A 26,297-nucleotide genomic window follows, 5' to 3' on the forward strand; every position below is an offset into this window, starting at 1 on the left:
GGCCTTGCACGATGCAGGCGCTGCCGCCGCCGTGCCCGACACGCATCCAGCCCATCCTCCCGGAAGCCTTTCATGAGCGACCAGCAAAACACCCAGCAGGACGATCAACCTTTCTTCAACATCCAGCGTGTCTACCTGAAGGACATGTCGCTGGAGCAGCCCAACTCGCCGGGCATCTTCCTGGAATCGGAAGCCCCGTCGGTGGAAGTGCAGGTCAATGTCGGCGCTTCGCAGCTGCAGGAAGGCATCTTCGAAGTGGTGGTGACCGGCACCGTGACCACCAAGGTGCAGGACAAGGTCGCTTTCCTGGTGGAAGCCCACCAGGCCGGTATCTTCGATATCCGCAACGTGCCGGTCGAGCAGCTGGACCCGCTGCTGGGCATTGCCTGCCCCACCATCCTCTACCCGTACCTGCGCGGCAATATCGCCGACGTGATCACGCGCGCCGGCTTCCAGGCCATCCACCTGTCGGAAATCAACTTCCAGGCGCTGTACGAGCAACGCCTGCAGGCCGCCATGGAAGAAGCCCGGGGTGCCGAAGGCGGCAACAGCGGCATCGTGATGCCCGACGGCAGCCAGGCCCGCCACTGATCCCGGCGTCCTGCGCCATCCATCGAAACGGGGCTGCGGCCCCGTTTTGCCTTTGGGCTACCATCGTTGGCGCAAGCGGCCAAGGCGCTTGCGTCCACTACTGTTCGAGCTGCCATGAAACTGACCTTCCTGGGTGCCGGGGCGTGGGGCACCGCCCTCGCCAGCCATGCCGCGGCCACCAATGACGTGGTGTTGTGGGGACGCGACCCGGCGCAGCTCGCGGCGATCGCGGCCACGCACGAGAACGCCGCCTACCTGCCCGGCGTGACGCTGTCCGCCCGGCTGGCGGTGCAGGCGGATTTCGAGCAGGCGGTGGCGCACGCGGCCGACGACGCGGACGGCATCGTGGTGGTGGCCACGCCGGTGGCGGGCCTGCGCGAGATGACGCGCAGGCTGGCCGCGCGCAGTGCGAAGCCGGTGTCGATGCTGTGGCTGTGCAAGGGTTTCGAGGCCGGCACCCACCTGCTGCCGCACCAGATGGTGCGGGCCGAGCTGGACGCCGCCGGCCGCACCGAGGGCTTCGCCTATGGCGTGCTGACCGGCCCCAGCTTTGCCCGCGAGGTGGCTTTGGGGCTGCCGTGCGCGCTGACCGTGGCGGGCACTGAGCCCTCGCTGGCCGACCGCGCGCAAAAGGCCTTCCACCATCACGCCATGCGCATCTACGGCAGCGACGACCTGACCGGTGTCGAAGTCGGCGGCGCCGTCAAGAATGTGCTGGCGATCGCCACCGGCGCCAGCGACGGGCTGGGCCTGGGGCTGAACGCGCGCGCCGCGCTGATCACGCGCGGGCTGGCCGAGATGACGCGGCTGGGCCTGGCGCTGGGCGGCCGGGTCGAGACCTTCATGGGCCTGGCCGGCGTGGGCGACCTGATCCTGACCGCCACCGGCGACCTGTCGCGCAACCGCAAGGTTGGCCAGCAGCTGGCGGCGGGGCAGAGCCTGGAGCAGATCCTGGCCGGGCTGGGGCATGTTGCCGAAGGCGTGCGCTGTGCCCAGGCGGTGACCGAGCTCGCCGCCACGCACGGCATCGAGATGCCGATCGCGCGCGCGGTCTGCGCGGTGCTGTTCGACGGGCTCAGTGCCGCCGACGCGGTGGCGCAGCTGCTGCAGCGCGACGCGCGCGACGAATGACGGCCCGCGTATCCACTTTCTGACCCTCTGTACCGCATGCCCACACGACGACAAGCGCTGATCGCGCTCGCTGCCACCTGCGCCGCCGGGACTTCCGGCAGCGTCTTCGCCCAACCGTGGCCGGCGCGGCCGGTCCGCATGGTGGTGCCGTTCCCGCCAGGCTCGTCGCCCGACCTGATCGCGCGCATCGTGACCGAAAAGCTGGCCGCCGCGCTGGGCCAGCCGGTGGTGGTGGAAAACCGCCCGGGCGCCGGCGGCAACATCGGCACCGGCATGGTGGCGCGCGCCGCGCCGGACGGCTACACGCTGCTGTTCACCATCAACGGCCCGCTGGTGACCGCGCCCATGCTGTCGCGCAACCTCAACTACGACCCGTTCCGCCAGCTGGCGCCGGTCACGCTGGTGGCGACCTCGCCCAACGTGCTGGTGGTCGATGCGCGGCTGCCCGCGCACAACCTGCGCGAATTCGTCGCACTGGCGCGGGCGAAACCGGGTGAACTGAACTATGGCTCGCCCGGCAACGGCAGCGCCTCGCACCTGGCGATGGAGCAGCTGAAGGCGATGGCGGGCGTCGACCTGCAGCATGTGCCGTATCCCGGCTTCCCGCAGATCACCACGGCGATGGTCGGCGGGCAGGTGCAGGCGGCCTTCATGGTGCCGGCGATCGCGATGCCGCAGGTCAACGCCGGCAAGTTGCGCGTGCTGGCCGTGACCACCACCGGGCGCACCGCGGTGCTGCCGTCGGTGCCTACGGTGGCGGAGTCCGGCTACGCCGGTTTCGAGGCGATTTCGTGGCAGGCCGTGCTGGCGCCGGCGGGTACGCCGCAGGCGGTGATCGACCGGCTCTACCGCGAACTGGTGGCGATCATCGGCAGCTCTGAAGTACGCGACAAGATGCGTGCGCAGTATTTCGTGCCGGCCGGCACCGCGCCGGCCTCGCTGCGGCAGACGATGGTGAGCGAGAAGGCGCGCTGGGACAAGGTGATCCGGGCGGCGGGGGTGCAGGCGGAGTAGGCCGCTCCGCCTGGGTTCAGCTGCCGCCCGCGAAACCGTTCTGGCGCCAGGCCTCGAACACCACCACGGCCACCGTGTTGGACAGGTTCAGGCTGCGGTTGTCCGGCCGCATCGGCAGCCGGATGCGCTGCGCGGGCGGAAACCACTCGCGGCGTTCGGGTGACAAGCCGCGCGTTTCGGAGCCGAACACGAACCAGTCTCCCGGCCGGAATTCCACCTCGCCGAACGGCGTCGAGCCGCGCGTGGTCAGCGCGAACATGCGCGCCGGGTCCGGTTGTTCGCTGGCCATCAGCGCCTCCCAGCTGTCGTGCACGCGCATGGTGGCGTACTCGTGGTAATCCAGCCCGGCGCGGCGCATGCGCGCGTCCTCCAGCGGAAACCCCAGGGGCTTGACCAGATGCAGCTGCGCGCCGGTGTTGGCGCACAGGCGGATCACATTGCCGGTATTGGGCGGGATTTCCGGTTCGACCAGGACGACGTTGAACATGATGCGGGGCGATGGCGGGCGCGCGGCGCCCTTCGTCAGAACGGTGCGCAGCTTACCGCGCGCCCGTGCCCCTGTCATCCCGCCCGGCTGGGGCCCGGCTACGGCGTGCGCAGCGCGACGATCACGCTGACCCGGGCCGCGCCCCGGGCCTTGAGCACGGCGGCGGCCTCGTGCAGGGTGGCGCCGGAGGTCATCACGTCGTCGACCAGTGCCACGTGCAGGCCGTCCAGCCGCGTGCCGCGCGTGGGCGCGAAGGCGCTGCGCAGGTTGACCTGCCGCGCGGCCAGGTCCAGCGCGCGCTGGCTGCCGGTGTCGCGCCGGCGTTGCAGCAGCACCGGATCGGCGCGCAGGCCCAGGCGGCGCGCCAGCGGCCGCGCGATCTCCCAGGCCTGGTTGAAGCCGCGCGCGGCCAGCCGCTGCGGCGACAGCGGCACCGGCGCGACCAGGTCGGGTGCGGCATGCCTGGCCGCGGCCCAGGCCCGGGGCAGGCCATCGGCCAGCCTGGTGGCGAGCCAGGCCGCCAGCGGCAGGGCGTGGCCGAACTTGAGCGCCAGCACCAGCTGGTCCTGCGGCGCGGCGTAGTCGCCGAGCGTATGGGCGTGGTCGAAGGCGCGCGGCGATGCGCCGCAGGCCGGGCAGTGCAGATGCCGTCCCAGCGCCAGCGCGCATACCGGACAGCGCCGCACCGGGCGCAGCAGGTCGGCGGCGCAGGGCGTGCACACCACGTGGCGCTGCACCGCGCCGCACAGCGCGCAGGCGCTGGGCAGCAGCTGTTCGCGCGCACCGGACAGCGCCCGGCCGGCGGCGCCGGCAGCGCGCGCGGCGCACGCGTATACTTGCCGTCCGGCCGCGGCCCATCGGGCGTGGCGGCCGGGTTCGTCCGGCGTCCGGGGCAGTGCCTGCCCGCGCGCCGGTTCCTGGTTTCCTTGCTGCCCTGCCTGCCCGTGTCCCTGCATGCCGCCGATTCTCCCGATGCCTTCCTGCCGCCCGCGCGCCTGACCCGGCTCGCCTTCGACCGGCGCAGCCACGGTTTTGGCCAGCTCGACTTCCTGCTGGGCGAAATCGGCCGCCGCATGCAGGAGCGCATGGAGGTGATTCGCCTGGCGCCGCAGCGTGCGCTGGATCTCGGCTGCGGCCATGGCCAGGGCCTGGCCGGGCTGCGCGCGCGCTTTCCGGACGCGCAGATTGCCGGCCTGGATATCTCCGGCGCGATGCTGGCCGAGGCCGGCCAGCGCGACCCGCAGCGCCGGCCCGGCTGGATCGGCCGCATGCTCGGCAAGCGGCCGCTGTTCGACCTGGTCCAGGGCGATCTTGCCACACTGCCTTTTGCGCCCGCGAGCTTCGACCTGCTGTGGTCCAACCTGGCGCTGCACTGGCATCCGGAGCCGCACCGCGTGTTCCCGGAATGGCACCGTGTGACGCGCGACGAAGGGCTGGTGCTGTTCTCGCTGTTCGGCCCGGACACGCTGAAGGAGCTGCGCGCGGCCTTCGCCGAGGTCGACGACGCGCCGCATACGTTGCGCTTTGTCGACATGCACGACATCGGCGACATGCTGGTCCACAGCGGCTGGTCGACCCCGGTGATGGACATGGAAACCCTGACCGTGACCTACGAGTCGCCCGCGACGCTGCTGCGCGAGGTGCAGGCCTTTGGCGGCCTGCGCATGCCGGCCGGCGCGCCGCCGCAGGGCCTGCGCGGCCGCGGCTGGTACCTGGCGCTGACGCAGGCGCTGGAGCGGCGGCGCAACGCCGACGGCGTGATCCCGCTCACCTTCGAGATCGTCTACGGCCATGCCTGGAAGCTGGCCCCGCGCGGCGCGCAGGCGCGCGACGGCGAAGGCCGCGCGGTGGTGCCGCTGGACCAGATCGGCCGTGCAAAACCGCGTCGCACAGGTTAAAACTGAGTTAACTTGCGCCGGTGGCGGATTGCCGCAAACATAGCGCCGGCGCGGCGGGCAGGGCGATGGCAGGGCTTTGGCCCATGCACAGAATCAGGCGGTGCGCAAGCCTTGCGGTCAAGGCGCGCCCTTGTTCGTGTAGGGGAAGCGCCCTATAATGCGCCAGTTTGTCGCAGTGGTCCCCTGGCACAAGAACGTCCTGGTTTGCACGCACTGTGCGGTCCGGACGCCATCGTCCCGGGTGTGCATCCGATGCAGAGTGGTTGGCGATGCAAGACTTGGGTATCGCATTCCAGACGGCAGGTGGTGACTCCGGCGGAAATCTCGACGGACCTTCCTCCTCGCCCCACGACTGGCTGATGAAGCGCAATTGCTCGCTGAGTCCACGCCAGGTCGGCTGGTTTTACCTCTCGATCCTCACGGTTTCGCTTGCCATCGCGTTGTTTTTCGCCTGGCAAGGGTCGTGGCTCGTGCTGCCGTTTGCCAGCATCGAGCTGATCGGGCTGGGCATCGCCCTGCTTGTGTATGCGCGCCATGCGACAGACTATGAGCGCGTCAGCATCACCGACGGCACGCTGGTCGTGGAGACAGCCAGCGCCGGGCGGGTGACGCGCCAGGAATTCAATCCGTGCTGGGTGCGGATCGAACTGGGTGAATCGTTCCGCGCGCTGGTGACGCTGCGCTCGGGCAAGCGTGCGGTACAGGTGGGGTGTCACGTGGACCCGTACCGGCGACGCAAGTTCGCGCAGGAGCTCGCAGCGGCCTTGCGCCGCCTCTGAGAGGCGGCGGGAGCGGCGGCGGGGACAGATTTGAATCTGTAAATTGGGTAGATAACAAATGAAAATGTGGAAGAAGGCATCCGCAGTTTGTCTGGCCGGCGCGTCCCTGCTTGCCAGCCAGGCGGCGTCCGCGGTCAGCGACATGCCGGGCGGCCCCGCCGTGCGCCAGCTCAACCTGACCGAGCCGGTTACCAAGATCGCCGAACAGATTCACTGGCTGAACTGGATGATGCTGATCATCTGCACGGTGATCTTCATCGCGGTATTCGCCGTGATGTTTTATTCCATCTTCACGCACCGCAAGTCCAAGGGCGCCAAGCCGGACTCCTTCCACGAGAGCATCACCGTCGAGGTGGTGTGGACCATCGTCCCGTTCCTGATCGTGATCGCAATGGCCCTGCCGGCCACCAAGACCGTGGTCGCGATGAAGGACACCACCAACTCCGACGTCACCATCAAGGCCACCGGCTACCAGTGGAAGTGGGGCTATGACTACCTGAAGGGCGAAGGCGAGGGCATCTCCTTCGTCTCGACCCTGACCACCCCGCGCGAGCAGATCAACAACGAGCAGGCCAAGTCGAACACCTACCTGATGGAGGTGGACAACGAGCTGGTGGTGCCGGTCAACAAGAAGATCCGCATCGTCACCACCGCCAACGACGTGATCCACGCCTGGATGATCCCGGCCTTCGGCGTCAAGCAGGATGCGATCCCGGGCTTCGTGCGCGACACCTGGTTCAAGGCCGAGAAGATCGGCGTGTACCGCGGCCAGTGCGCCGAGCTGTGCGGCAAGGAACACGCCTTCATGCCGATCGTGGTGCGCGTGGTCTCCGACGCCGACTACACCAAGTGGGTCGACGGCAAGAAGAAGGAGCTGGCGGCCAAGGCCGACGATCCCAACAAGACCTGGACCCTGGACGAAGCCAAGGTGCGCGGCGAGAAGATCTACGCGGCCAACTGCGCGGTCTGCCACCAGCCCAACGGCAAGGGCGGCGGCGCGTTCCCGGCGCTGGACGGCTCCAAGATCGTCAACGGTCCCAAGGCCGGCCAGATGCACATGCTGCTGGAAGGCAAGGGCGGCATGCCGTCGTGGAAGCAGCTGTCGGACACCGAGCTGGCCACGGTCATGACCTATACGCGCAACGCCTGGAGCAACAAGACGGGTGAAGTGATCCAGCCGAGCGAATTCGTGGGGGCCCGCGCGGGCAACTTCCCCGAAGGCGGCGGCGCGGCCGGCGGCGCAGCGCCGAAGGCCGAGGCCAAGCCGGCTCAGGCCGGCCAGCAGGCCGACAAGCAGGCCAGTCTCGCGGGCAACCGCGTCGCGGGCTGACCCGCTGAAGACAGAACAGGATTAGAGGAGCATTTGCGATGAGTACTGCTACCCCGGACGCGCTCGCCCATCCGCACGATCACGCGCATGACGACCACGCGCACGATCACCCGCATGGCTGGCGCCGCTGGCTGTTCGCCACCAACCACAAGGACATCGGTACGCTGTACCTGCTGTTCTCGTTCATCATGCTGCTGTCGGGCGGCGTGCTGGCACTGCTGATCCGCCTGGAACTGTTCGAGCCGGGCCTGCAGTTCTTCCGCCCCGAGCTGTTCAACCAGTTCACCACCATGCACGGCCTGGTGATGGTGTTCGGCGCGATCATGCCGGCCTTCGTCGGCTTCGCCAACTGGATGATCCCGCTGCAGATCGGCGCGTCCGACATGGCGTTCGCGCGCATGAACAACTTCAGCTTCTGGCTGATGCCGCCGGCCGCGCTGCTGCTGGCCGGCTCGTTCTTCGTGCCGGGCGGCGCCACCGCCGCGGGCTGGACCCTGTACGCGCCGCTGTCGGTGCAGATGGGCCCGGGCATGGACATGGCCATCTTCGCCATGCACATCATGGGCGCGTCGTCGATCATGGGCTCGATCAACATCATCGTGACCATCCTCAACATGCGCGCCCCCGGCATGACGCTGATGAAGATGCCGATGTTCTGCTGGACCTGGCTGATCACCGCCTACCTGCTGATCGCCGTGATGCCGGTGCTGGCCGGCGCCATCACCATGGTGCTGACCGACCGCCATTTCGGCACCAGCTTCTTCTCGGCCGCCGGCGGCGGCGACCCGGTGATGTACCAGCATATCTTCTGGTTCTTCGGCCACCCCGAGGTCTACATCATGATCCTGCCGGCCTTCGGGATCATCTCGCACGTGGTGCCGGCGTTCGCGCGCAAGCGCCTGTTCGGCTACAGCTCGATGGTGTACGCCACCGCGTCGATCGCCATCCTGTCGTTCATCGTGTGGGCGCACCACATGTTCACGACCGGCATGCCGGTGACCGGCCAGCTGTTCTTCATGTACGCGACCATGCTGATCGCGGTGCCGACCGCGGTGAAGATCTTCAACTGGATCGCCACCATGTGGCGCGGCTCGATGACCTTCGAGACCCCGATGCTGTTTGCGATCGGCTTTATCTTCGTGTTCACCATCGGCGGCTTCACCGGCCTGATGCCGGCCGTGGCCCCGATCGACATCCAGCTGCAGGACACCTACTTCATCGTGGCGCACTTCCACTATGTGCTGGTGGCCGGCTCGCTGTTCGCGCTGTTCGCGGGCTTCTACTACTGGGGTCCGAAGTGGAGCGGCTTCATGTACAACGAAGCGCGCGGCCAGATCCACTTCTGGGGTTCGCTGATCTTCTTCAACGTGACCTTCTTCCCGATGCACTTCCTGGGCCTGGCCGGCATGCCGCGCCGCTATGCCGACTACCCGACCCAGTTCGCCGACTTCAACGCGATCGCGTCGATCGGTGCGCTCGGCTTCGGCCTGATGCAGGTGTATTTCTTCTTCTTCGTGGTGCTGCCGTCGTACCGCGGCGGCCAGCAGGCCGCGGACAAGCCCTGGGATGGCGCCGAGGGCCTGGAGTGGACCGTGCCGTCGCCGGCGCCGTTCCACACCTTTGAAGTTCCCCCGCAGGTCCGCTAAGGCGGTACCCGCGTAACCAGGCCGGGGGGCGGCAGCGTCCGCCCCCCGCGCCGGCAGGTATCAGGACCGTTATGCAGTCTCCAGACAAAAGCCCGTCACGCCCGGACCACAAGGCCGCCAACCGGCGCCTTGGCCTGATCCTGTTGTCGATCGTGGTGGTTTTCTTTCTGGGGTTCTTCGCCAAGATGAAGTTCCTTGGCTGAGGCGGCAGGGTAGCGAGATGAGCATCGAGCAGCAGGCGCGCAGGGAAGCGGACAAGGAAGCGGACAAGCGGTTCAACCGCGGCATGATGCTGCGGCTGGCCGTGATCGTGGCCGTGATGTTCGGCTTCGGCTACGCGCTGGTGCCGTTGTACAAGAAGATCTGCGAAATCACCGGCATCAACGTGATCACCACGCGCGAGCTGCATGGCGCGGTGAAGAACACGCAGATCGACAAGAGCCGCACCATCACGGTGGAGTTCGACTCCAACGCGCGCGGGCCGTTCGCCTTCCGGCCGGTGAAGAACAGCATGGAAGTGCACCCCGGCGAGATGGCGACGATCGTCTACGAGGTGGCCAACGGGCAGCCGCGCGATATCTCGGCGCAGGCCATCCCGAGCTACGCGCCCAAGCAGGCGACCCAGTATTTCATGAAGCTGGAGTGCTTCTGCTTCAAGCAGCAGACGCTCAAGGCGCAAGAGGCGCGCGAGATGCCGGTGGTGTTCGTGATCGATCCCGCGCTGCCCAAGGATGTGAAGAACATTACGCTGTCGTACACCTTCTTCGAGGTGGGCACGCCGGTGGCGCAGGCGCCCGAAGGCCAGCTGGCGCCGCAGCCCGCGCCGGCCGGCAAGGGCATCTGAAGCGGGCGGCTGAGCGAGAGGCCGGCCAGGCGGAGGACGGGCGATGGATGAGATGAAGGACGCGGTCAAGCGCAAGCTGTCGTTTGCGCAGACCATGCGCGCGGTGCTGTGGTCGTTCATCGGCTTGCGCAAGGGCGCCGAGCACGAACGCGACATGGCCCGGCTCAACCCGGTCCATGTGGTGATCGCCGGGCTGATCGCGGCGGCGGTGTTCATCGCGATCCTGGTCGTGATCGTGCGCCTGGTGGTCAGCCAGGCGGCGGCGTAGCAGGGCAGGAAAGGGTAGACAACAAAAGCAGTCGCAGAACAAAGCAACCGCGGCGGCGGGGCGGCCCAGAGGAGGCGGGTAGCCTGCAGTGCCAAGGCGGGGACAACGAATACTGAATCAAAGACTCTGAGCTGGAGATAAAAGAATGAGTGCGAATCGCGCAAACGCTCCGTACTACTTCGTACCGGGCCCGTCGCGCCACCCCATCACCGCAAGCTTCGGCCTGCTGATGACGGGTGCCGGCGCCGCCGGTTGGGTAAACGGGCAGCCCTGGGCGCCGTACCTGTGCGGCTTCGGCCTGCTGTGGTTCCTGTTCGTGCTCAAGAGCTGGTTTGGCGACGCCATCAGCGAGTCCGAAGGCGGCATGTACGGCAAGAACATCGACCTGTCGTTCCGCTGGTCGATGGGCTGGTTCATCTTCTCCGAGGTGATGTTCTTCGCCGCGTTCTTCGGCGCGCTGTTCTATGCCCGCGCCATCGCCATGCCGTGGCTGGGCGACCTGAACAACAAGATCCTGTGGCCCGACTTTGCCGCGGTATGGCCCAACACCGGCCCGGCCGGCGTGGTGGAAAACTTCCAGACCATGGGTCCGTGGCCGATCCCGACCATCAACACCGCGCTGCTGCTGATGTCGGGCGTGACGCTGACCTGGGCGCACCACGCGCTGCTGGCCGGCAAGCGCAACCAGCTGATCCAGGGCCTGGCGCTGACCATCCTGCTGGGCGCGATCTTCATGGGCTTCCAGGTCTACGAGTACATGCACGCCTACGCGGACCTGAACCTGAAGCTGAGCTCGGGCATCTACGGCTCGACCTTCTTCCTGCTGACCGGCTTCCACGGCTTCCACGTGACCATGGGCGCGATCATGCTGGCAGTGGTGCTGATCCGCGTGCTGAAGGGCCACTTCACGCCCGAGCACCACTTCGCCTTCGAAGGCGCGGCCTGGTACTGGCACTTCGTTGACGTGGTGTGGCTGTTCCTCTACATCGTGGTGTACTGGCTGTAAATCCGGCTGCCGTACCGGCCGGCGGCTTCCCGGACTCCGGGGCCGCCGGCGCCAACGCAAAAGAGAAACGCCGCAGGGGCCTGGCCAGCTGCGGCGTTTCTCTTTTGCGAGCCCGGGGTGGGGCCGCCCGCGGTGCGCTGATTCAGGGCGCCATGCGGATGCCGGTGCTGTGGATCCAGCCCATCCAGCTCGAGAACAGGATGAACAGGAACAGCGCCACCGAGAAGCCCACGCGCAGCATCAGCGAGCGCATCATGTTGGGCGTCTTGCCGCGGTCGCGCATCATGAAGAACAAGGCCGAGGCCAGGCTGGCGATGATCAGGATGAAGGCGATGATGATGACAAAGCGCATGGTGGGGCGGGGGTGCGGGGGGATTGGGTGCCGGGGCAGGCGCGGCGCGACGTGCGGCGCACAAGCCCATTATCGCACCGGGTCGCGCTTCGCAGTGCCGGGGCGATGAACTGGCGCCGCTTCGCCAGTCCGTTGCCGCTGGCTGCTGCACTGGTCGTGATCGCGGTGACCTGTGCGCTCGGCAACTGGCAGCTCAACCGCGCGCACGAGAAGGAAGCGCGCGCCGCGCGGCTGCAGGCGCTCGCAACACAGCCGCCGGTGGTGCTCGGCACGGCGCCGCTGTCACAGGCAGTGACCGAGCGCGCGGTGCGCGTGACCGGGCGCTTCGACGCAGCGCGCACCGTATTGCTGGATAATCGCCCCCACGGCACCGGCGGGCGCAGCGGCGACAGCCGCGCGGGTTTCCTGGTGGTGACGCCGCTGCTGATCGGCCCTGTGCCGGGTGAGGCCGGCGCCATGCGCGCGGTGCTGGTGCTACGCGGCTGGCTGCCGCGCGATGCGCAGGACCGTACCCGGATCGCGCCGTTCCCGACGCCCGCGGGCGAGGTCACCATTTCGGGCACGGCACTGGCCGGCGTGCCGCGGGTCTATAGCCTGGGCCAGGAAGCGGCCGGCAGCAGGATCCGCCAGAATCTCGAGATCGCGCCCTATGCCGCCGAAACCGGCCTGGCCCTGCATCCGCTGGTGATCGAGCAGCACAGCGATACCGGCGACGGCCTGGCGCGCGACTGGCCGCCTGCCGACCTGGGTGCCGAGCGCCACTATGGCTATGCCTTCCAGTGGTTCGGGCTGGCCGCGCTGACGGTGGTGCTGCTGTTCGTGCTGGGCTGGCGCCGCGCGCGGCGGCTGGCCGCACCGTGACCGATTGAATTGACCGCTTATGCGCCCCGCACGGGCGCATGGGCTCGCCGAAGACAAAGGACTGACGTACTCCATGGCACAGCAAGACTCCGCCCCGGCCGCCGCGGCCTCGCCGCCGGACCCCCGCATCGACGCACGCACGCGCCGTGGCCGCCTGCAGATGCTGATGCTGCTGCTGGTGTGCGCGTCGCCGGTGATCGCCTCTTATTTCACCTACTACGTGATCAAGCCGCGCGGCGGCGCCACCAACTACGGCACGCTGGTCGACCCGCAGCGGCCGATGCCGCCGGTGCGCGTCACCGACGAGCAGGGCCAGGCCGTGCCGCTGGAGCAGTTCCGCGGCAAGTGGCTGCTGGTCAGCGCCGACCCGTCCGCCTGTGACGAGGCTTGCGCGAAGAAGCTGTTCACCATCCGCCAGATCCGCGCGGGGCAGGGGCAGGACCGGCTGCGCATCGTGCCGGTATGGCTGGTTACCGACGACGGCAAGATCGACGAGCGCCTGGCCGCCGCCTACAACGAGCCCTACGCCGGCGTGCGCTTCCTGCGCATCGACCGCCAGGCCGCGCAGCAGTGGCTGCCGGCCGAGCCGGGCAAGCGCGCCGAGGACACGCTGTTCCTGGTCGACCCGCTGGGCAATCTGATGATGCGTTTCCCGCAGGACCCGGACCCGAAGAAGATGAGCGGCGACCTGAAGAAGCTGCTCAAGGTCTCGCGCATCGGTTGAGGGGAGGCATGCTGCTGCAACTGGCCATCATCGGCATCCTGATCGCGCTGTTCCCGCTGTCCTACGTGATGGTGAAGGGCGACCGCAACAAGTACCGCAAGCTTGCCTGGATCACGGCGTTCCTGACGCTGGACCTGATCATGTTCGGCAGCTTCACGCGGCTGACCGACTCCGGGCTGGGCTGCCCCGACTGGCCCGGCTGCTACGGGCATTCCAACCCGCATGCCGCGATGGAGCCGATCCGCGCGGCCGAGACCGCCATGCCCAGCGGCCCGGTGACGCTGGCCAAGGCCTGGATCGAGATGATCCACCGCTACTTCGCCATGGCCGTGGGCGTGCTGATCATCACGCTGATGGTGCTGGCGTGGGTCAAGCGGCGCGAGCTGAAGCAGTCGCCGTGGTTCGCCACCGGCGTGCTGCTGCTGGTATGCGTGCAGGGCGCCTTCGGCGCCTTCACCGTGACCCTGAAGCTGCAGCCGATCATCGTGGTCACGCACCTGATGCTGGGCATGGCGCTGCTGGCGGTGCTGATCCAGCTGGGCTCGCGCAACGACCCGCCGCACCCGGTCGCGCCGCAGGCGGCGCGGCTGCGCTGGCCGGTGCGCATCGGCCTGCTGCTGCTGGTGATCCAGATCTTCCTGGGCGGCTGGGTCAGCACCAACTACGCGGTGCTGGCCTGCACCGACTTCCCGCTGTGCAATGGCCAGCTGGTGCCGGAGATGGACTTCCGCCACGGCTTTACGCTGTGGCGCCAGCTGGGCATGACCGCGGACGGCGACTACATCCCGCACGCGGCGCTGGTGGCGATCCACTGGGTGCATCGCGGCTTCGCCGTCATCGTGCTGGGCTACCTGGCATGGTTCGGCCTGCGCGCGCGCCGGCTGGAAGGGCTCAGCCGCGCGGCCAACTGGCTGCTGGCGGCGCTGGTGCTGCAACTGGCCACCGGGATGTCGAATATCGTGTTCGACTGGCCGCTGGTGGCGGCGGTCGCGCATAACGGCGGCGCGGCGGTGCTGCTGCTGCTGCTGGTCCGTCTCCACTACAATATCGGGCTGACGACCCGGGCCGCCGGCGCCCCCAGTGCCGTGCCGAATGCCGCCCGCGCCACATGAAAGACAAGACCCCTTCCGTGGTTACCGCTACCCACCCCCATTCCCTGGGCAAGTTGAGCCGCCTGCGGCACCTGGCCCGGCAATACGCCGCCCTGACCAAGCCGCGCGTGACGCAGCTGGCCGTGTTCTGCGCCATCATCGGCATGTTTCTCGCCACGCCCGGCATGGTGCCGTGGCCGGTGCTGATCGGCGGCGCCGCCGGCATCTGGCTGCTGGCCGGCGCGGCCTTTGCCATCAATTGCCTGGTCGAGCAGAAGATCGACGCGCTGATGCGCCGCACCGCGTGGCGCCCGTCCGCCACCGGCGAGATCACCACGCGCCAGACCCTGGTGTTCTCCGCCATCCTGGGCGGCGCGGGAATGTGGCTGCTGCACGTCTACGCCAACGACCTGACCATGTGGCTGACCTTCGCCACCTTCCTGGGCTACGCGGTGGTCTACACCATCCTGCTCAAGCCGGCGACGCCGCAGAACATCGTCATCGGCGGCTTGTCCGGGGCGATGCCGCCGGCGCTGGGCTGGGCCGCGGTGGCGGGCGAGGTGCCGGCCGAGGCCTGGTTCCTGGTGCTGATCATCTTCACCTGGACCCCGCCGCACTTCTGGGCGCTGGCGCTGTACCGCCGCGCCGACTACGCCAAGTCCGGGCTGCCGATGCTGCCGGTCACGCACGGCGAGCGCTACACGCTGCTGCATATCCTGCTGTACACGCTGGTCATGATCGCGGCGACGCTGCTGCCCTTCGTCTACGGCATGAGCGGCTACATCTACCTGGCGGCCGCGCTGGCGCTGGGCGCGGGCTTCCTGGCCTATGCCTGGAAGCTGTACCGCAACTATTCGGACGAACTGGCGCAGCGCACCTTCCGCTTCTCGATCCTGTACCTGTCGCTGCTGTTCGCCGCGCTGCTGGTCGACCATTACTTCAAGTTCGTGCCGCAGGTCTGACCTGCGCCGGCGCGCGCCCCGGCTGCGGCATCTTGCCGCGCCGGCGCGAGCGCAGCGGCAGGATCGGCGATACTGCATGCTGTTTCCTTCCCATCCCTGACCCGTCCCCCGCATGCCACGCCTAAGCTCCGCCTCCGGCCTGTTCGCCGCTTTCCGCCGCTTTGCCCTGCTGGCCGCGCTCGCGCTGGCCGTGGCCGCCTGCGGGCAGCAGAAGGCGTCGTTCCGCAATGTCGATATCACTGGCGCCGCCGACTTCGGCAAGGACTTCTCGCTGACCGACCACACCGGCAAGGTGCGCACCCTGGCCGACTACAAGGGCAAGGCCGTGGTGATGTTCTTCGGCTACACCCATTGCCCGGATGTCTGCCCCACCACCATGGCCGAACTGAAGGCGGTGATGGAAAAGCTGGGGCCGGATGCGGACCGCGTGCAGGTGCTGTTCGTCACGGTCGATCCGGAGCGCGACACGCAGGCGCTGCTGGCGCAGTACGTGCCGGCCTTCGATCCGCGCTTCGTCGGGCTGCGCCCGGCCGACGACGCCGCGCTGCAGAAGCTGGCCAAGGACTTCAAGGTGTTCTACGCCAAGGTGCCGGGCAGCTCACCCAACAACTACACGGTCGATCACTCGGCCGGCAGCTATGTGTTCGATGCGCAGGGCAAGCTGCGGCTGTTTATCCGCCACGGCCAGGGTCCGGAACCCATCGCGCATGACCTGAAACAGCTGCTGTCGTGACTTGAACGGGCGGGAAGGGTGCGGCATAACGTCGCACCCTTCCCCTCGCGGGCAACAAAAAGGCCGGTCCAGTGGACCGGCCTTTTGCATGCCTGACGCTGCGGATCAGGCGAAAGCCTGCAGCGCGCCCTTCATCTTCTTCATCGCCGCGGCCTCGATCTGGCGGATGCGCTCGGCCGACACGCCGAACTCGTCGGCCAGCTCATGCAGCGTGGCGCCGCCCGAGCCGTCGTCCTCGACGTTGAGCCAGCGCGCCTCGATGATGCGGCGGCTGCGGTCGTCGAGCTTGCCCAGCGCTTCTTCCAGCCCCTCGACCTGCATGCGGTCGTGGCGCTTGGCTTCCATCACGCGCGTGGGTTCGTTGTGGTTGTCGGCCAGGTAGGCGATGGGGGCGAATTCCTCTTCGCCGTCGTCGACCTGGCCTTCGAGCGCCAGGTCGCCGCCCGACAGGCGGGTTTCCATCTCCATCACTTCTTCGGGCTTGACGTTCAGCTCGCGCGCGACGGCCTCGACCTGCTCCGGCGTGAAGGTGTGCCCGCCCTGCTTGTGGCTGCGCAGGTTGAAGAACAGCTTGCGCTGGGCCTTGGTGGTGGCCACCTTGACCATGCGCCAGTTCTTCAGCACGTACTCATGGATTTCCGCCTTGATCCAGTGCATCGCGTACGACACCAGGCGCACGCCCTGGTCCGGATCGAAGCGCTTCACCGCCTTCATCAGGCCGATATTGCCTTCCTGGATCAGGTCGGCGTGGGGCAGGCCGTAGCCCAGGTACTGGCGGGCGATCGACACCACCAGGCGCAGGTGCGACATCACCAGGCGGCGCGCCGCTTCGACGGAATCGTGGTCGCGCAGCTCGCGCGCGAGGCGTTGCTCTTCCTCCGCGGTCAGCAGCGGAATGCGGTGGACAGCCTGGATATAGCTGTCGAGGTTGCCCACGGTCGCCGGAAAGGTCAGCGCAAAGCTGCCCGTGTTCCGGGGCACCGTCGGCAGACGGCTGTTCGTCAGGGTTTGGTCGGCAGACAAGACTGCGTTCACTCAATGGCTCCTTTCGCGTCCGGCGGTTTGGTTGCCGGTGCACCGCGGCTCCCTGTGGAGACCGGCGGCACTGCAACACATCTTAGCACTCAGGCCGGGTGAGTGCTAATTCGAGTCCCGATGCCCTTGATAGTTCCCGGGTATGGCTTTATCTGTTCGGATAGCCAGGAAAGCTGCCAAGATACGACAACGACACCAGCGTCATCGCGCACTGGTAGTTAGAGCGCGCGTTGGTACCGGGGTTCTGCGCCCGATTGCAATGCTCTGTTCCAGCACCGGCTACACTCGACCGGCGGGCGGCGCACTGGCATGCTTGCGAGCCTCTCTTATTTCACCGGAGGAGTTATGTCTGCTATCGAACACCTGCTCAAGCCGCATGTGCGCGATCTGGGCGACTTTACCGTGCGCCGGCTGCTGCCGGCCGCGGCCACCCAGACCGTCGGGCCGTTCATCTTCTTCGACCATATGGGCCCCGTGCAATTGCCGCCCGGGCAAGGCGCCGATGTGCGCCCGCATCCCCATATCGGGCTGGCCACGGTCACTTATCTGTTCGAGGGCGAGATCATCCACCGCGACAGCCTCGGCAGCGACCAGGCGATCCGTCCCGGCGACGTCAACTGGATGACCGCGGGCCACGGCATCGTGCACTCGGAGCGTTCGCCCGAGCACGTGCGGCCTGACGGCGCACGCCTGCATGGCATCCAGACCTGGGTGGCGCTGCCGCAGGCCCACGAGACCGCCGAGCCGTCGTTCTTCCACCATCCGGCGGCCACGCTGCCGCGCATCGAGCGGCCCGGCGTGCGCATGGTGGTGATCGCCGGCGACGCGTTCGGCCAGACCTCGCCGGTCAAGGTCTTCAGCCGCACCCTGTATGTGGCGATCGAACTGGACGCGGGCGCCAGCGTGGAGATTCCCGCCGACCACGCCGAACGCGGCATCTATCCGGTCGACGGCGCGGTCTCGCTCGACGGCGAGCCGCTGCCGGCCGAGCACATGGTGGTGCTGACGCCGGGCCAGCCGGCGACGCTGACGGCCACGGCGCCGTCGCGGGTAATGCTGCTGGGCGGCGACCCGACCGACGGGCACCGCTTTATCTACTGGAATTTCGTTGCCAGCAGCAAGGTGGCGATCGAGGCGGCCGCCCAGCGCTGGGAGGACGACCAGTTCCCGCACGTGCCGGGCGAGACCGAGCGCATTCCGCTGCCCCCGCGCAAGCCCTGAGCGTTGATCCGGGCCCGGCTCAGACCGGGCTGGCCCAGGTCACGCGCGTGCCCTGCCGCAGGCATTCGCGGATGGCCTCGACCTGGATGGTGATGGGCGCCGGCACCGGCACCGCGCCGTCCAGCACGCGCCGGATCCAGGCCACGGTCAGGCCGGCATCGCTGCCCGGCGGCAGCTCCGGCACATCGCCGATCGTGCCCCCGGCCTGGCCCACCAGTGTCTGCTGGTGGCCTTCATGCAGCCAGTCGATGCGGCTGGTGCGCCGCGCATCGGCCACCACTTCGCCCTCGGTGCCGCGTGCCAGCAGCACGTTGGCGGGTTCGTGCGAGAAGTAGTCGGTCAGCGTTTCGCGGTATTCGGGGTGGGTGTAGCTGTACAGCCGCAGGCCTTCGGCGGGTGAATGCTCGCCCACCGGCTGCAGCATCTTGGCCACCGTATGCGACGAATTGCGCAGGCCGATCACGGTGCGCCGCTCCAGCAGCCGCGACAGTCCCGGCGACAGCACATCCACCGGCAGCACCGCCAGCGGGCCATCACCATCGCTCTCGCGCAGCTTCGCCGAAGCTTCGGCGGTGCTTGCGCACAAGGGCACGCCCAGCGCCTCGAACAGCGCCATGCTGGTCACGCGGCCCTCGAACACGCGCGTGCCGTGCACCAGCACGGGGATGCTTTCGCGGGCCAGCAGCAGCGCCAGCAGCGGCACCAGGTTGGGCTGCTTGCGCGCGCCGTTGTAGCTGGGAATCACCACCACCTGGCGGTCGGGGGGCGCCGGCAGCGGCTGGCAGTGCGCATGGGCGGCCTCGAGCATGCCGGCCAGCTCGTGCGGGGCCTCGCCCTTGATGCGATAGGCCATCAGGATGGCGCCCAGTTCCAGGTCAGAGACGCGGCCGGCCAGCATGGCGTCGAACAGGGCCTGCGCGTCCTCGCGCGGCAGCGCGCGCGCGCCGTTGACGCCGCGGCCGATCTCCTTGATATAGCGGGCGGCGGGAAATGGGGCGGCTGTCGTGGTCATGGCGGCGTGGGGTAGTGTGTTCTGGGTTCATGATAGCGGAGCGCGGCGGCCGCGCCCATGGCCGACTGGCGCACCACTTGCGCCGCTACGCCGCTTGCTGCAGCGCCGGATTGCCCTGCTTGCGGTAGAGGAAGTCCAGCACCGCGGTGCGGCAGCGATGGTAGGCCGGATCGTCCGCCAGCGCGACGCGGTCGCGCGGGCGCGGCAGGCCGACGTTCAGGATCTCGCCGATGGTGGCGGCCGGGCCGTTGGTCATCATCACGATGCGGTCGGCCAGCAGCACGGCCTCGTCGACGTCGTGCGTCACCATCACCACCGTGCTACGCGTGCGCGCCACGATCTTGATCAGCTCGTCCTGCAGGTGCGCGCGCGTGAGCGCGTCCAGCGCGCCGAAGGGCTCGTCCATCAGCAGCACCTTGGGCGCCATCGCCAGCGCGCGGGCAATGCCCACGCGCTGCTTCATGCCGCCGGAGATCTCGTGCGGGTATTTGCCCTCGGCGTGCGTCAGGCCCACCAGCGCCAGCGTGTCATGCGTGCGCGCGCGGAGCTGCGCCTTGTCCTCGCTGGCGGCAAACACACGTTCCACGCCCAGGTAGACGTTTTCGAAACAGGTCAGCCACGGCAGCAGCGAATGATTCTGGAACACCACCGCGCGCTCCGGGCCGGGGCCGGCGATCTCGCGCCCGGCGCAGATCAGCGTGCCGGCGGTGGGAGTAGCCAGCCCCGCAAGCAGGTTCAGCAGCGTGGACTTGCCGCAGCCGGAGTGGCCGATCAGCGTGATGAACTCGCCCTCGGCGATCTGCAGGTCGATGTCGCGCAGCGCGACGAACGGGCCCTTGCGGGTCTTGAAGGTCTGGCCGACGTTTTCGATGCTGACGAACTTGTCCATGGCGTCTCTCCCGCGATATCAATGGGTGCCGTAGCTGAAGCGCCGGGCCAGCGCCAGCAGCGCGTGTTCCAGCAGCAGGCCGATGATGCCGATCACGAAGATCGCGATCACGATGTGCTCGACCTTCAGGTTGTTCCACTCGTCCCACAGCCAGAAGCCGATGCCGGTGCCGCCGGTGAGCATCTCGGCCGCGACGATCACCAGCCAGGCCGTGCCGATCGACAGCCGCACGCCGGTCAGCATGTACGGCAGCACTGCCGGGAACAGCACGCGCGTGAACACCTTCCACTCGGACAGGTCGAGCACGCGCGCCACGTTCAGATAGTCCTGCGGCACGCGCGTGACGCCCACCGCGGTGTTGATCACCATCGGCCAGATCGAGCAGATAAAGATCGCCCAGATCGCGGCGGGGTTGGCCGCCTTGAACAGCAGCAGCCCGATCGGCAGCCATGCCAGCGGCGAGACCGGCCGCAGCAGGCTGATCACCGGCGCGGTCATGGCGTTGAGGAAGGCGAAGCGCCCGATCACGAAGCCCGCCGGGATGCCCACCAGCGCGGCCAGGCCGAAGCCCGCCGCCACGCGCGCCAGCGACGCCAGCACGTTCCAGCCGATGCCCTGGTCATTGGGCCCGTTGCGGTAGAACGGGTCGGCAAACAGCGGCACCGCGGCGTGCCAGGTCGCGCCCGGCGTGGGGATGGCCGGGATCATGGTGGCAATGCCGTGCCAGGCCAGCACGAACAGGGCGAAGCCCAGCAGCGGCGGCACGGCCTTGAGCACCAGCGCGGCGGCGGTCTCGCGGCGTGCCGCGCGCCGGGACTGCGCGGCGATTTCCTGTTCGCGCCGGCGTGTCCGTTCCTTGGTGTCAGGATCGGCCGCGGCATTGGGTGTGGTTGGGGCAATGGCATTCACGTCGGGCTCCTTTGGTCAGGGGCACTGCGGATCAGGCGGAAGGCGCGCTGGCGGCCTTGATCTTGAAACCATCGGCATAGGCTTTCGGGTCCTTGCCGTCCCAGACCACGCCGTCGATCAGCTTGGAGCTGCGCATGTCGCTGTTGGGCAGCGGCACCTGCGCGGCGGCGGCGGCCTGCTTGTAGATGTCGATGCGGTTGACCTGCCTGGCCACGGCGAGGTAGTCCGGGTGGGCCTTGAGCAGGCCCCAGCGCTTGTGCTGCGTCAGGAACCACATGCCGTCGGACAGGAACGGGAAATTGGCGCTGCCATCCTGGTAGAACTTCATCGCGTCGGGGTCGTCCCAGGTCTTGCCCAGCCCGTTGGTGTAGCGGCCCAGCATGCGGTCGAGGATGATGTCCATGTCGGTGTTGACGTAGGACTTGGCGGCGATGGTCTCGGCGGTCTTGCGGCGGTTGGAGGCCGAGGCGTCGATGAACTTAGACGCCTCCAGCACCGCCGCCACCATCGCACGCGCGGTGTTCGGATACTTCTGCACGAATTCCGCGGTAGTGCCCAGCGTCTTTTCCGGATGGTTCTTCCAGATCGCCTGCGTGGTCTCGGCGGTAAAGCCGATCTTGTCGGCAATCGCGCGCGCGCCCCATGGCTCGCCCACGCAGAAGCCGTCCATGTTGCCCACGCGCATGTTGGCGACCATCTGCGGCGGCGGCACCGTGATCGCCTTGGCGTCCTGCATCGGGTTGATGCCGTTGGCGGCCAGCCAGTAGTACAGCCACATCGCGTGGGTGCCGGTGGGGAAGGTCTGGGCGAAGGTGTAGTCGCGCTTTTCCTTCGTCATCAGCGCCTTCAGGCTGGCGCCGTCCCTGACACCCTTCTCGGCCAGCTTGGACGACAGCGTGATGGCCTGGCCGTTGTGGTTCAGGCTCATCAGCACGGCCATGTCTTTCTTCGGACCGCCGATGCCGAGCTGCACGCCATAGACCAGGCCATACAGCACATGGGCCGCGTCCAGCTCGCCGTTGACCAGCTTGTCGCGCACGCCCGCCCACGAGGCTTCCTTGGTCGGCGTGATCCTGATGCCGTACTTCTTGTCGAGCCCGAGCGTGGCCGCCATGACCACCGAGGCGCAGTCGGTCAGCGGGATAAAGCCGATGCGCACCTCGGGCTTCTCCGGTGCGTCCGAGCCCGCCGCCCAGGCGCCGGCGCGCACCAGCGGGTCGACCAGTGTCATCACGCTGGCACCGGCGATGGTGGCCAGCGCCCGGCGCCGGCCGCTGCTGGCCGGTACCGCATCGGCTGCGGCAGCGGCGTCGGAGTTCTGGACGGCTGCGTGCAGCGGCCTGGCATGGCTGAGGCGAGAGGGCATTGCGTGGCTCCAAGAAAAAAGCGTCCCCTGGCGCCGCCGGCTTCGCCAGAAGACCGGTGCGCTGCGGGGACGCCGTTGTCCGTGGCGTGACGCGGCCCGCGTTGGCCGTGTCCGCCTGAATGGTCGATCGGCCGCCGTTGGCCGATGCCTGCATCACGCAAGGCGTATGCCAGCATCGTGCGGCGCAACATTTCAGGGAACGGTGTGCCGGAACGGGGCGAAATGAGCGAGGTCGGTGCGTACGCGGACGCGGCGGGAGAAGGAAGGCAGCAGCCGCCGCGTCGCAGCGTCAAGCGGATGGGCGAGGCCGGGGCGGAGGACGGCGCCACGACCGTGCAGCGCACCAGCCGCGTGCGGCGTCGCACCGCGGCGGCCAGTGCAGGGCGCTCAGCCCGGAAGTTCAGCCCATCACGTCGATCACGCGCTGCGCGGCGTCCACCAGCTTCAGCCCGCGTTCCATCGCCATGCTGCGCAGCCGCTTGTAGGCGTCTTCCTCGCTGAGCCCGCGCGCCTGCATCAGCAGACCCTTGGCGCGCTCCACCACCTTGCGCTCGGCCAGCTTCAGCCGGGTGGCGTCGAGTTCGGCGCGTAGCTGCTGGTCCAGCTCGAAGCGGGCATAGGCGACGTCGAGCACGGTCTTGACGCGCTCGGCGCGCAGGCCGTCGACGATATAGGCGGTAATGCCCGCGCTCAGCGCAGCCTTGATGCGCTGGCTGTCGTCGTTGTCGGTGAACAGCACGATCGGGCGCGGCGCGTGCTGGGTCGAGACGCACACGTGCTCGATGGTGTCGCGCGCGGCCGACTCGGACGCGATGATCAGCATGTCGGGCTGCGTCGCGGTGATCACGTCGGGCAAGCGCAGGTCGGCGTCGACGATCTGGATCTCGGTGAAGCCCGCGCGCACCAGCCCGCTGCGGATGGTTTCGACGTTCAGGGGATCGAGGTCGAGCGGGTCGCGCACGAGCAGGATACGCAGCACCCGGCCGGTGGCGGAGGGGGCTGGGCTTGCAGGCGCGGGCGTGGGGGGCGGATGGCGTCGTGTCATGGCTGGCTCTGTTGCAGTGCGCCATGCAAGATTCGCGCCGGGCAGGGCAGAGCGGTTGCGCCAGTCCGGTGCGGCGGCACTGCGAGCGTGCCTGGATTCAGTGTATGCGGCCGTACGCAGGCCCGGCCCCGCGGTGTATCCTGTTGCCCTGCTGCGCCCGGCACCGGGCCCCGTCGCAGCACCGATCAGAACTATCTGGAGAGATGCATGACCGAATTCGTGTTCGCCCCGCCCGCGCCCGTTGGCGTGCCTGTGCGCGGCAGCGACGCCAGCTTCCCGGTCCGGCGCGTGTACTGCGTCGGCCGCAACTATGCCGCCCATGCCCGGGAAATGGGTTCGGACCCCGACCGCGAGCCGCCGTTCTTCTTCTGCAAGCCGTCCGATGCGGTCAGCTATGTCGCCGACGGCACCGAGGGCGCCTTCCCTTACCCGCCCGGCACCAGCAACTGCCACTATGAAGTGGAGCTGGTGGTGGCGATCGGCAAGGGCGGCCGCGACATCCCGGTCGAGCAGGCCGCCGGCCATGTATTCGGCTATGCCGTGGGCCTGGACATGACGCGCCGCGACCTGCAGAACGAATCGAAGAAAACCGGCCGCCCGTGGGAGACCGGCAAGGCTTTCGACCGCTCGGCGCCGATCGGTCCGATCGTGCCGGTCGCGGCCATCGGCCATCCGCAGAAGGGCGAGGTCACGCTGGCGGTCAACGGCGTGGAAAAGCAGCGCGGCGACCTGTCGGACCTGATCTGGTCGGTGCCGGAGATGGTGTCGTACCTGTCGAAGCTGTTCGAGCTGCAGCCGGGAGACCTGATCTTCAGCGGCACGCCCGAGGGCGTGGGCCCGGTGGTCAGGGGCGATGTCATGCAGTGCCACGTCGGCGGCGTGGGCGATCTCACCATCAAGGTAGTCTGAACCGATGCTCAAGCTTTACAGCTATTTCCGCAGCTCGGCCTCGTTCCGCGTGCGTATCGCGCTGGAACTCAAGGGCCTGTCCTATGACTACGTGCCGGTGCACCTGCTCAAGGAAGGCGGCCAGCAACTGAAGCCCGAGTTCCGCGCGGTCAACCCCGACGGCCTGGTGCCGGCGCTGGCCGACGGCGAGCACGTGCTGCAGCAATCGCTGGCCATCGTCGAGTACCTGGACGAGGTCTACCCCGAGCCGAAGCTGCTGCCGGGCACGGCGCTGGACCGGGCCTATGTGCGCGGCCTGGCGCAGGAAATCGCCTGCGAGATCCATCCGCTGAACAACCTGCGCGTGCTGAAGTACCTGAAGCACACAGTGGGCGTGACCGACGAGGTCAAGGACGCGTGGTACCGCCACTGGATCGAGCTGGGCTTTGCCTCGCTGCAAGCCAACCTGGAACGCAGCGGCAAGGCCGGGCGCTTCTGCTTCGGCGACACGCCCACGCTGGCCGACCTCTGCCTGGTGCCGCAGGTGTTCAACGCGCAGCGCTTCCATATCGACGTGGCGCGCTATCCGGCGATCGCCAGCATCTATGACGAATGCATGGCGCTGCCCGCGTTCCAGAAGGCCGAGCCGAAGTCGCAGCCGGATGCTGAGTAAGCGTGTTGCTTTGCTGTGCTGAGGGTTTGCTCCCCTCTCCCGCTTGCGGGAGAGGGGCAGGGGATGAGGGCAGGCGGGTCAACGGCTGATGCCTGTGGGTTCAAACCGCTGGCCTCGCTTCAAGTGGTTCCTTGCTAGACCACCCCTCACCCCGGTTGCTCTCCCCATGAGGGGAGAGGGAGAACACCTTGCTTAGGCTGGTTCGGGCGGCTATGGTGCACCGAAAACCGTCGGTTCCGGTTTTGGTTTATCCCAGTAGCGCCTCCGCAAATTCCTCCGCCCTGAACGGCTGCAGGTCTTCGACCTTCTCGCCGACGCCGATGAAGTAGACCGGCACCGGGCGCTGGCGCGCGATCGCCGCCAGGATGCCGCCCTTGGCGGTGCCGTCGAGCTTGGTCACGATCAGGCCGGTGAGCCCGAGCGCGTCGTCGAAGGCGCGGGTTTGCTGCAGCGCGTTCTGGCCGGTATTGGCGTCGATCACCAGCAGCACCTCGTGCGGTGCGCTCGGCATGGCCTTGCTGATCACGCGCTTGACCTTCTTCAGCTCTTCCATCAGGTGCAGCTGCGTCGGCAGGCGTCCGGCGGTATCGGCCATGACGATGTCGATGCCGCGCGCCTTGGCGGCATTGACGGCGTCGAAGATCACCGCCGCCGGGTCGCCGCTTTCCTGCGCCACCACGGTGACGTTGTTGCGTTCGCCCCAGATCGCCAGCTGCTCGCGCGCGGCGGCGCGGAAGGTGTCGCCGGCGGCCAGCAGCACCTTCTGGTCATAGCGCTGGAAGTGCTTGCACAGCTTGCCGATGCTGGTGGTCTTGCCGGCGCCGTTGACGCCGGCGATCATCATCACCAGCGGCTGCTCGCGGCCCAGCGCCATGGTCTTCTCGAGCGGGCGCAGCAGCTGGGTCAGCAGCTCGCGCAGCGCCGCCTTGACGCCCTCGGCGGTTTCGATCCGTTCGGACTTGACGCGCTTGCGCAGCTCGCCCAGCAGGTATTCGGTGGCTTCGACGCCGGCGTCGGCCATCAGCAGCGCGGTTTCCAGTTCCTCGAACAGGTCCTCGTCGACCTTGACGCCGACGAACAGCGTGCCGAGGTTGCGGCTGGTCTTGGACAAGCCGGTGCGCAGGCGCTGCATCCAGCCCTGCCGGGCTTCGGCGCTGGGCGCGGGCGGCGGCACCAGTTCCAGCGCCTCGGCGGCCACGGGCGCCGGCGCGGGCGGGGGCACTTGCGCCGGCACGGGGACGGGCACGGGCACCGGCACGGGCGCAGGAACCGGGGCAGGCGCAGGCGCAGGGGTCGGCGTCGGCGTCGGTGCCGGTGCGGGCACCTCCGGCGCGGGGGCCGGGAGGACTGGCGCGGGCGCCTCGACAGGCGTCTCGACGGGCGCCGGCTCGGCCTTGCGCTTCTTCCAGAAACTAAACATTGGGGAACGGGGTCAATACCGGGCCGAGACCCTGGCGGCAGCCAATGCCAGCAGGCAACCGGTGATTAATCAATGGGTTACGCAGGCTTCGCGATGGCTGGGGAGAAACCGTTGTGGTCCCG

The 26,297-nt window shown here is 68.2% G+C and carries 29 protein-coding genes; 19 read left to right on the forward strand and 10 right to left on the reverse strand.

Translation table 11 applies throughout. From position 1 onward, the window contains the following. Positions 1-72: 72 nt before the first annotated feature. The 3 genes from secB (at position 73) to CBM2594_RS02755 (ending at position 2,736) form a co-directional block, all read left to right on the forward strand. The gene (gene secB, locus CBM2594_RS02745) at positions 73-591 is read left to right on the forward strand and encodes a protein-export chaperone SecB (RefSeq protein WP_116355497.1); all 519 of its coding nucleotides are present in this window, start codon (positions 73-75) and stop codon (positions 589-591) included. Between the two features lie 114 nt (positions 592-705). Beyond that, the gene (locus CBM2594_RS02750) at positions 706-1,722 is read left to right on the forward strand and encodes an NAD(P)H-dependent glycerol-3-phosphate dehydrogenase (protein ID WP_116355498.1); all 1,017 of its coding nucleotides are present in this window, start codon (positions 706-708) and stop codon (positions 1,720-1,722) included. A gap of 36 nt (positions 1,723-1,758) precedes the next feature. Further along, positions 1,759-2,736, forward strand: a complete 978-nt coding sequence (locus CBM2594_RS02755; protein WP_116355499.1) for a tripartite tricarboxylate transporter substrate-binding protein — start codon at positions 1,759-1,761, stop codon at positions 2,734-2,736. A 16-nt stretch (positions 2,737-2,752) separates the two neighbouring features. Here CBM2594_RS02755 and trmL read toward each other — a convergent pair whose 3' ends face one another. Together trmL and CBM2594_RS02765 are read right to left on the reverse strand one after the other, a co-directional pair. Continuing rightward, positions 2,753-3,223 (reverse strand): tRNA (uridine(34)/cytosine(34)/5-carboxymethylaminomethyluridine(34)-2'-O)-methyltransferase TrmL, encoded by a 471-nt coding sequence (gene trmL, locus CBM2594_RS02760; RefSeq protein WP_116355500.1) that lies wholly within the window; start codon positions 3,221-3,223, stop codon positions 2,753-2,755. A 98-nt stretch (positions 3,224-3,321) separates the two neighbouring features. Beyond that, complete coding sequence (locus tag CBM2594_RS02765; protein ID WP_232346546.1) at positions 3,322-4,179, reverse strand: ComF family protein; 858 nt, start codon at positions 4,177-4,179, stop codon at positions 3,322-3,324. On the opposite strand from CBM2594_RS02765, the gene CBM2594_RS02770 reads away from it, so the two are divergent. The 8 genes from CBM2594_RS02770 to CBM2594_RS02800 all read left to right on the forward strand — a co-directional run bounded on the left by CBM2594_RS02770 (position 4,168) and on the right by CBM2594_RS02800 (position 10,994). Beyond that, positions 4,168-5,121, forward strand: coding sequence for a methyltransferase domain-containing protein (locus CBM2594_RS02770; RefSeq protein WP_198048087.1), 954 nt, complete (start codon positions 4,168-4,170; stop codon positions 5,119-5,121). The two genes, CBM2594_RS02765 and CBM2594_RS02770, sit on opposite strands and share 12 nt — an antisense overlap. Positions 5,122-5,390: 269 nt before the next feature. Beyond that, a complete protein-coding gene (locus tag CBM2594_RS02775; RefSeq protein WP_116355501.1) occupies positions 5,391-5,900 on the forward strand; it encodes a DUF2244 domain-containing protein in 510 nt (169 codons plus the stop codon). A 58-nt stretch (positions 5,901-5,958) separates the two neighbouring features. Continuing rightward, positions 5,959-7,230 (forward strand): cytochrome c oxidase subunit II, encoded by a 1,272-nt coding sequence (gene coxB / locus CBM2594_RS02780; RefSeq protein WP_116355502.1) that lies wholly within the window; start codon positions 5,959-5,961, stop codon positions 7,228-7,230. A 38-nt stretch (positions 7,231-7,268) separates the two neighbouring features. Continuing rightward, positions 7,269-8,876 carry a cytochrome c oxidase subunit I gene (gene ctaD, locus CBM2594_RS02785; protein WP_116355503.1) on the forward strand — a complete coding sequence of 536 codons (1,608 nt, stop codon included), beginning with the start codon at positions 7,269-7,271 and terminating at the stop codon, positions 8,874-8,876. A 71-nt stretch (positions 8,877-8,947) separates the two neighbouring features. Further along, entirely contained in the window at positions 8,948-9,079 is a 132-nt protein-coding gene (locus tag CBM2594_RS26770; RefSeq protein WP_217449847.1) for a cytochrome oxidase small assembly protein, read from the forward strand. A 17-nt stretch (positions 9,080-9,096) separates the two neighbouring features. Next, complete coding sequence (locus CBM2594_RS02790; protein WP_116355504.1) at positions 9,097-9,720, forward strand: cytochrome c oxidase assembly protein; 624 nt, start codon at positions 9,097-9,099, stop codon at positions 9,718-9,720. A gap of 43 nt (positions 9,721-9,763) precedes the next feature. Then, entirely contained in the window at positions 9,764-9,988 is a 225-nt protein-coding gene (locus tag CBM2594_RS02795) for a DUF2970 domain-containing protein (protein WP_012351628.1), read from the forward strand. Positions 9,989-10,133: 145 nt separating this feature from the next. Beyond that, entirely contained in the window at positions 10,134-10,994 is an 861-nt protein-coding gene (locus CBM2594_RS02800) for a cytochrome c oxidase subunit 3 (RefSeq protein ID WP_116355505.1), read from the forward strand. Positions 10,995-11,136: 142 nt separating this feature from the next. On the opposite strand, the gene CBM2594_RS02805 is transcribed toward CBM2594_RS02800, so the two are convergent. Further along, positions 11,137-11,346 carry a twin transmembrane helix small protein gene (locus CBM2594_RS02805; RefSeq protein WP_012351630.1) on the reverse strand — a complete coding sequence of 70 codons (210 nt, stop codon included), beginning with the start codon at positions 11,344-11,346 and terminating at the stop codon, positions 11,137-11,139. Positions 11,347-11,451: 105 nt separating this feature from the next. Between CBM2594_RS02805 and CBM2594_RS02810 the strand changes: the two genes are divergently transcribed. From CBM2594_RS02810 to CBM2594_RS02830, 5 genes are all read left to right on the forward strand, one after another. Further along, positions 11,452-12,207 carry an SURF1 family protein gene (locus CBM2594_RS02810; RefSeq protein ID WP_116355506.1) on the forward strand — a complete coding sequence of 252 codons (756 nt, stop codon included), beginning with the start codon at positions 11,452-11,454 and terminating at the stop codon, positions 12,205-12,207. Between the two features lie 73 nt (positions 12,208-12,280). Then, positions 12,281-12,931 (forward strand): SCO family protein, encoded by a 651-nt coding sequence (locus CBM2594_RS02815; protein ID WP_116357664.1) that lies wholly within the window; start codon positions 12,281-12,283, stop codon positions 12,929-12,931. Between the two features lie 8 nt (positions 12,932-12,939). Further along, complete coding sequence (locus CBM2594_RS02820; protein ID WP_116355507.1) at positions 12,940-14,043, forward strand: COX15/CtaA family protein; 1,104 nt, start codon at positions 12,940-12,942, stop codon at positions 14,041-14,043. Then, a complete protein-coding gene (gene cyoE / locus CBM2594_RS02825; RefSeq protein WP_116355508.1) occupies positions 14,040-14,984 on the forward strand; it encodes a heme o synthase in 945 nt (314 codons plus the stop codon). The genes CBM2594_RS02820 and cyoE overlap by 4 nt, the downstream gene beginning before the upstream one ends. A 112-nt stretch (positions 14,985-15,096) precedes the next feature. Continuing rightward, positions 15,097-15,717 (forward strand): SCO family protein, encoded by a 621-nt coding sequence (locus tag CBM2594_RS02830; protein WP_116355509.1) that lies wholly within the window; start codon positions 15,097-15,099, stop codon positions 15,715-15,717. Between the two features lie 105 nt (positions 15,718-15,822). On the opposite strand, the gene rpoH is transcribed toward CBM2594_RS02830, so the two are convergent. Further along, the gene (rpoH, locus tag CBM2594_RS02835) at positions 15,823-16,752 is read right to left on the reverse strand and encodes an RNA polymerase sigma factor RpoH (RefSeq protein ID WP_116355510.1); all 930 of its coding nucleotides are present in this window, start codon (positions 16,750-16,752) and stop codon (positions 15,823-15,825) included. Between the two features lie 345 nt (positions 16,753-17,097). On the opposite strand from rpoH, the gene CBM2594_RS02840 reads away from it, so the two are divergent. Next, on the forward strand, positions 17,098-17,973 hold the full coding sequence (locus CBM2594_RS02840) for a pirin family protein (protein ID WP_116355511.1): 876 nt from the start codon (positions 17,098-17,100) through the stop codon (positions 17,971-17,973). A 19-nt stretch (positions 17,974-17,992) separates the two neighbouring features. On the opposite strand, the gene ybiB is transcribed toward CBM2594_RS02840, so the two are convergent. The 5 genes from ybiB to CBM2594_RS02865 all read right to left on the reverse strand — a co-directional run bounded on the left by ybiB (position 17,993) and on the right by CBM2594_RS02865 (position 23,194). After that, positions 17,993-18,985 (reverse strand): DNA-binding protein YbiB, encoded by a 993-nt coding sequence (gene ybiB, locus CBM2594_RS02845; protein WP_116355512.1) that lies wholly within the window; start codon positions 18,983-18,985, stop codon positions 17,993-17,995. A gap of 85 nt (positions 18,986-19,070) precedes the next feature. Beyond that, the gene (locus CBM2594_RS02850) at positions 19,071-19,874 is read right to left on the reverse strand and encodes an ABC transporter ATP-binding protein (RefSeq protein ID WP_116355513.1); all 804 of its coding nucleotides are present in this window, start codon (positions 19,872-19,874) and stop codon (positions 19,071-19,073) included. An 18-nt stretch (positions 19,875-19,892) separates the two neighbouring features. Next, entirely contained in the window at positions 19,893-20,783 is an 891-nt protein-coding gene (gene ntrB, locus CBM2594_RS02855; protein ID WP_116355514.1) for a nitrate ABC transporter permease, read from the reverse strand. 31 nt (positions 20,784-20,814) lie between these two features. Then, entirely contained in the window at positions 20,815-22,149 is a 1,335-nt protein-coding gene (locus CBM2594_RS02860) for a CmpA/NrtA family ABC transporter substrate-binding protein (RefSeq protein WP_116355515.1), read from the reverse strand. A gap of 400 nt (positions 22,150-22,549) precedes the next feature. Continuing rightward, entirely contained in the window at positions 22,550-23,194 is a 645-nt protein-coding gene (locus CBM2594_RS02865) for an ANTAR domain-containing response regulator (protein WP_116355516.1), read from the reverse strand. Between the two features lie 207 nt (positions 23,195-23,401). Between CBM2594_RS02865 and CBM2594_RS02870 the strand changes: the two genes are divergently transcribed. Together CBM2594_RS02870 and maiA are read left to right on the forward strand one after the other, a co-directional pair. Beyond that, positions 23,402-24,103: a fumarylacetoacetate hydrolase family protein gene (locus tag CBM2594_RS02870; RefSeq protein WP_116355517.1), complete on the forward strand. Its 702-nt coding sequence runs from the start codon at positions 23,402-23,404 to the stop codon at positions 24,101-24,103. A 4-nt stretch (positions 24,104-24,107) separates the two neighbouring features. Beyond that, on the forward strand, positions 24,108-24,755 hold the full coding sequence (gene maiA / locus CBM2594_RS02875) for a maleylacetoacetate isomerase (protein WP_116355518.1): 648 nt from the start codon (positions 24,108-24,110) through the stop codon (positions 24,753-24,755). 247 nt (positions 24,756-25,002) lie between these two features. Here the strand turns inward: maiA and ftsY are convergent, their stop codons facing one another. Then, positions 25,003-26,175, reverse strand: coding sequence for a signal recognition particle-docking protein FtsY (ftsY, locus tag CBM2594_RS02880; protein ID WP_116355519.1), 1,173 nt, complete (start codon positions 26,173-26,175; stop codon positions 25,003-25,005). Positions 26,176-26,297 lie beyond the last annotated feature (122 nt).

The sequence above is a fragment of the Cupriavidus taiwanensis genome (genome assembly GCF_900249755.1).
GTDB lineage: Bacteria > Pseudomonadota > Gammaproteobacteria > Burkholderiales > Burkholderiaceae > Cupriavidus > Cupriavidus taiwanensis_D.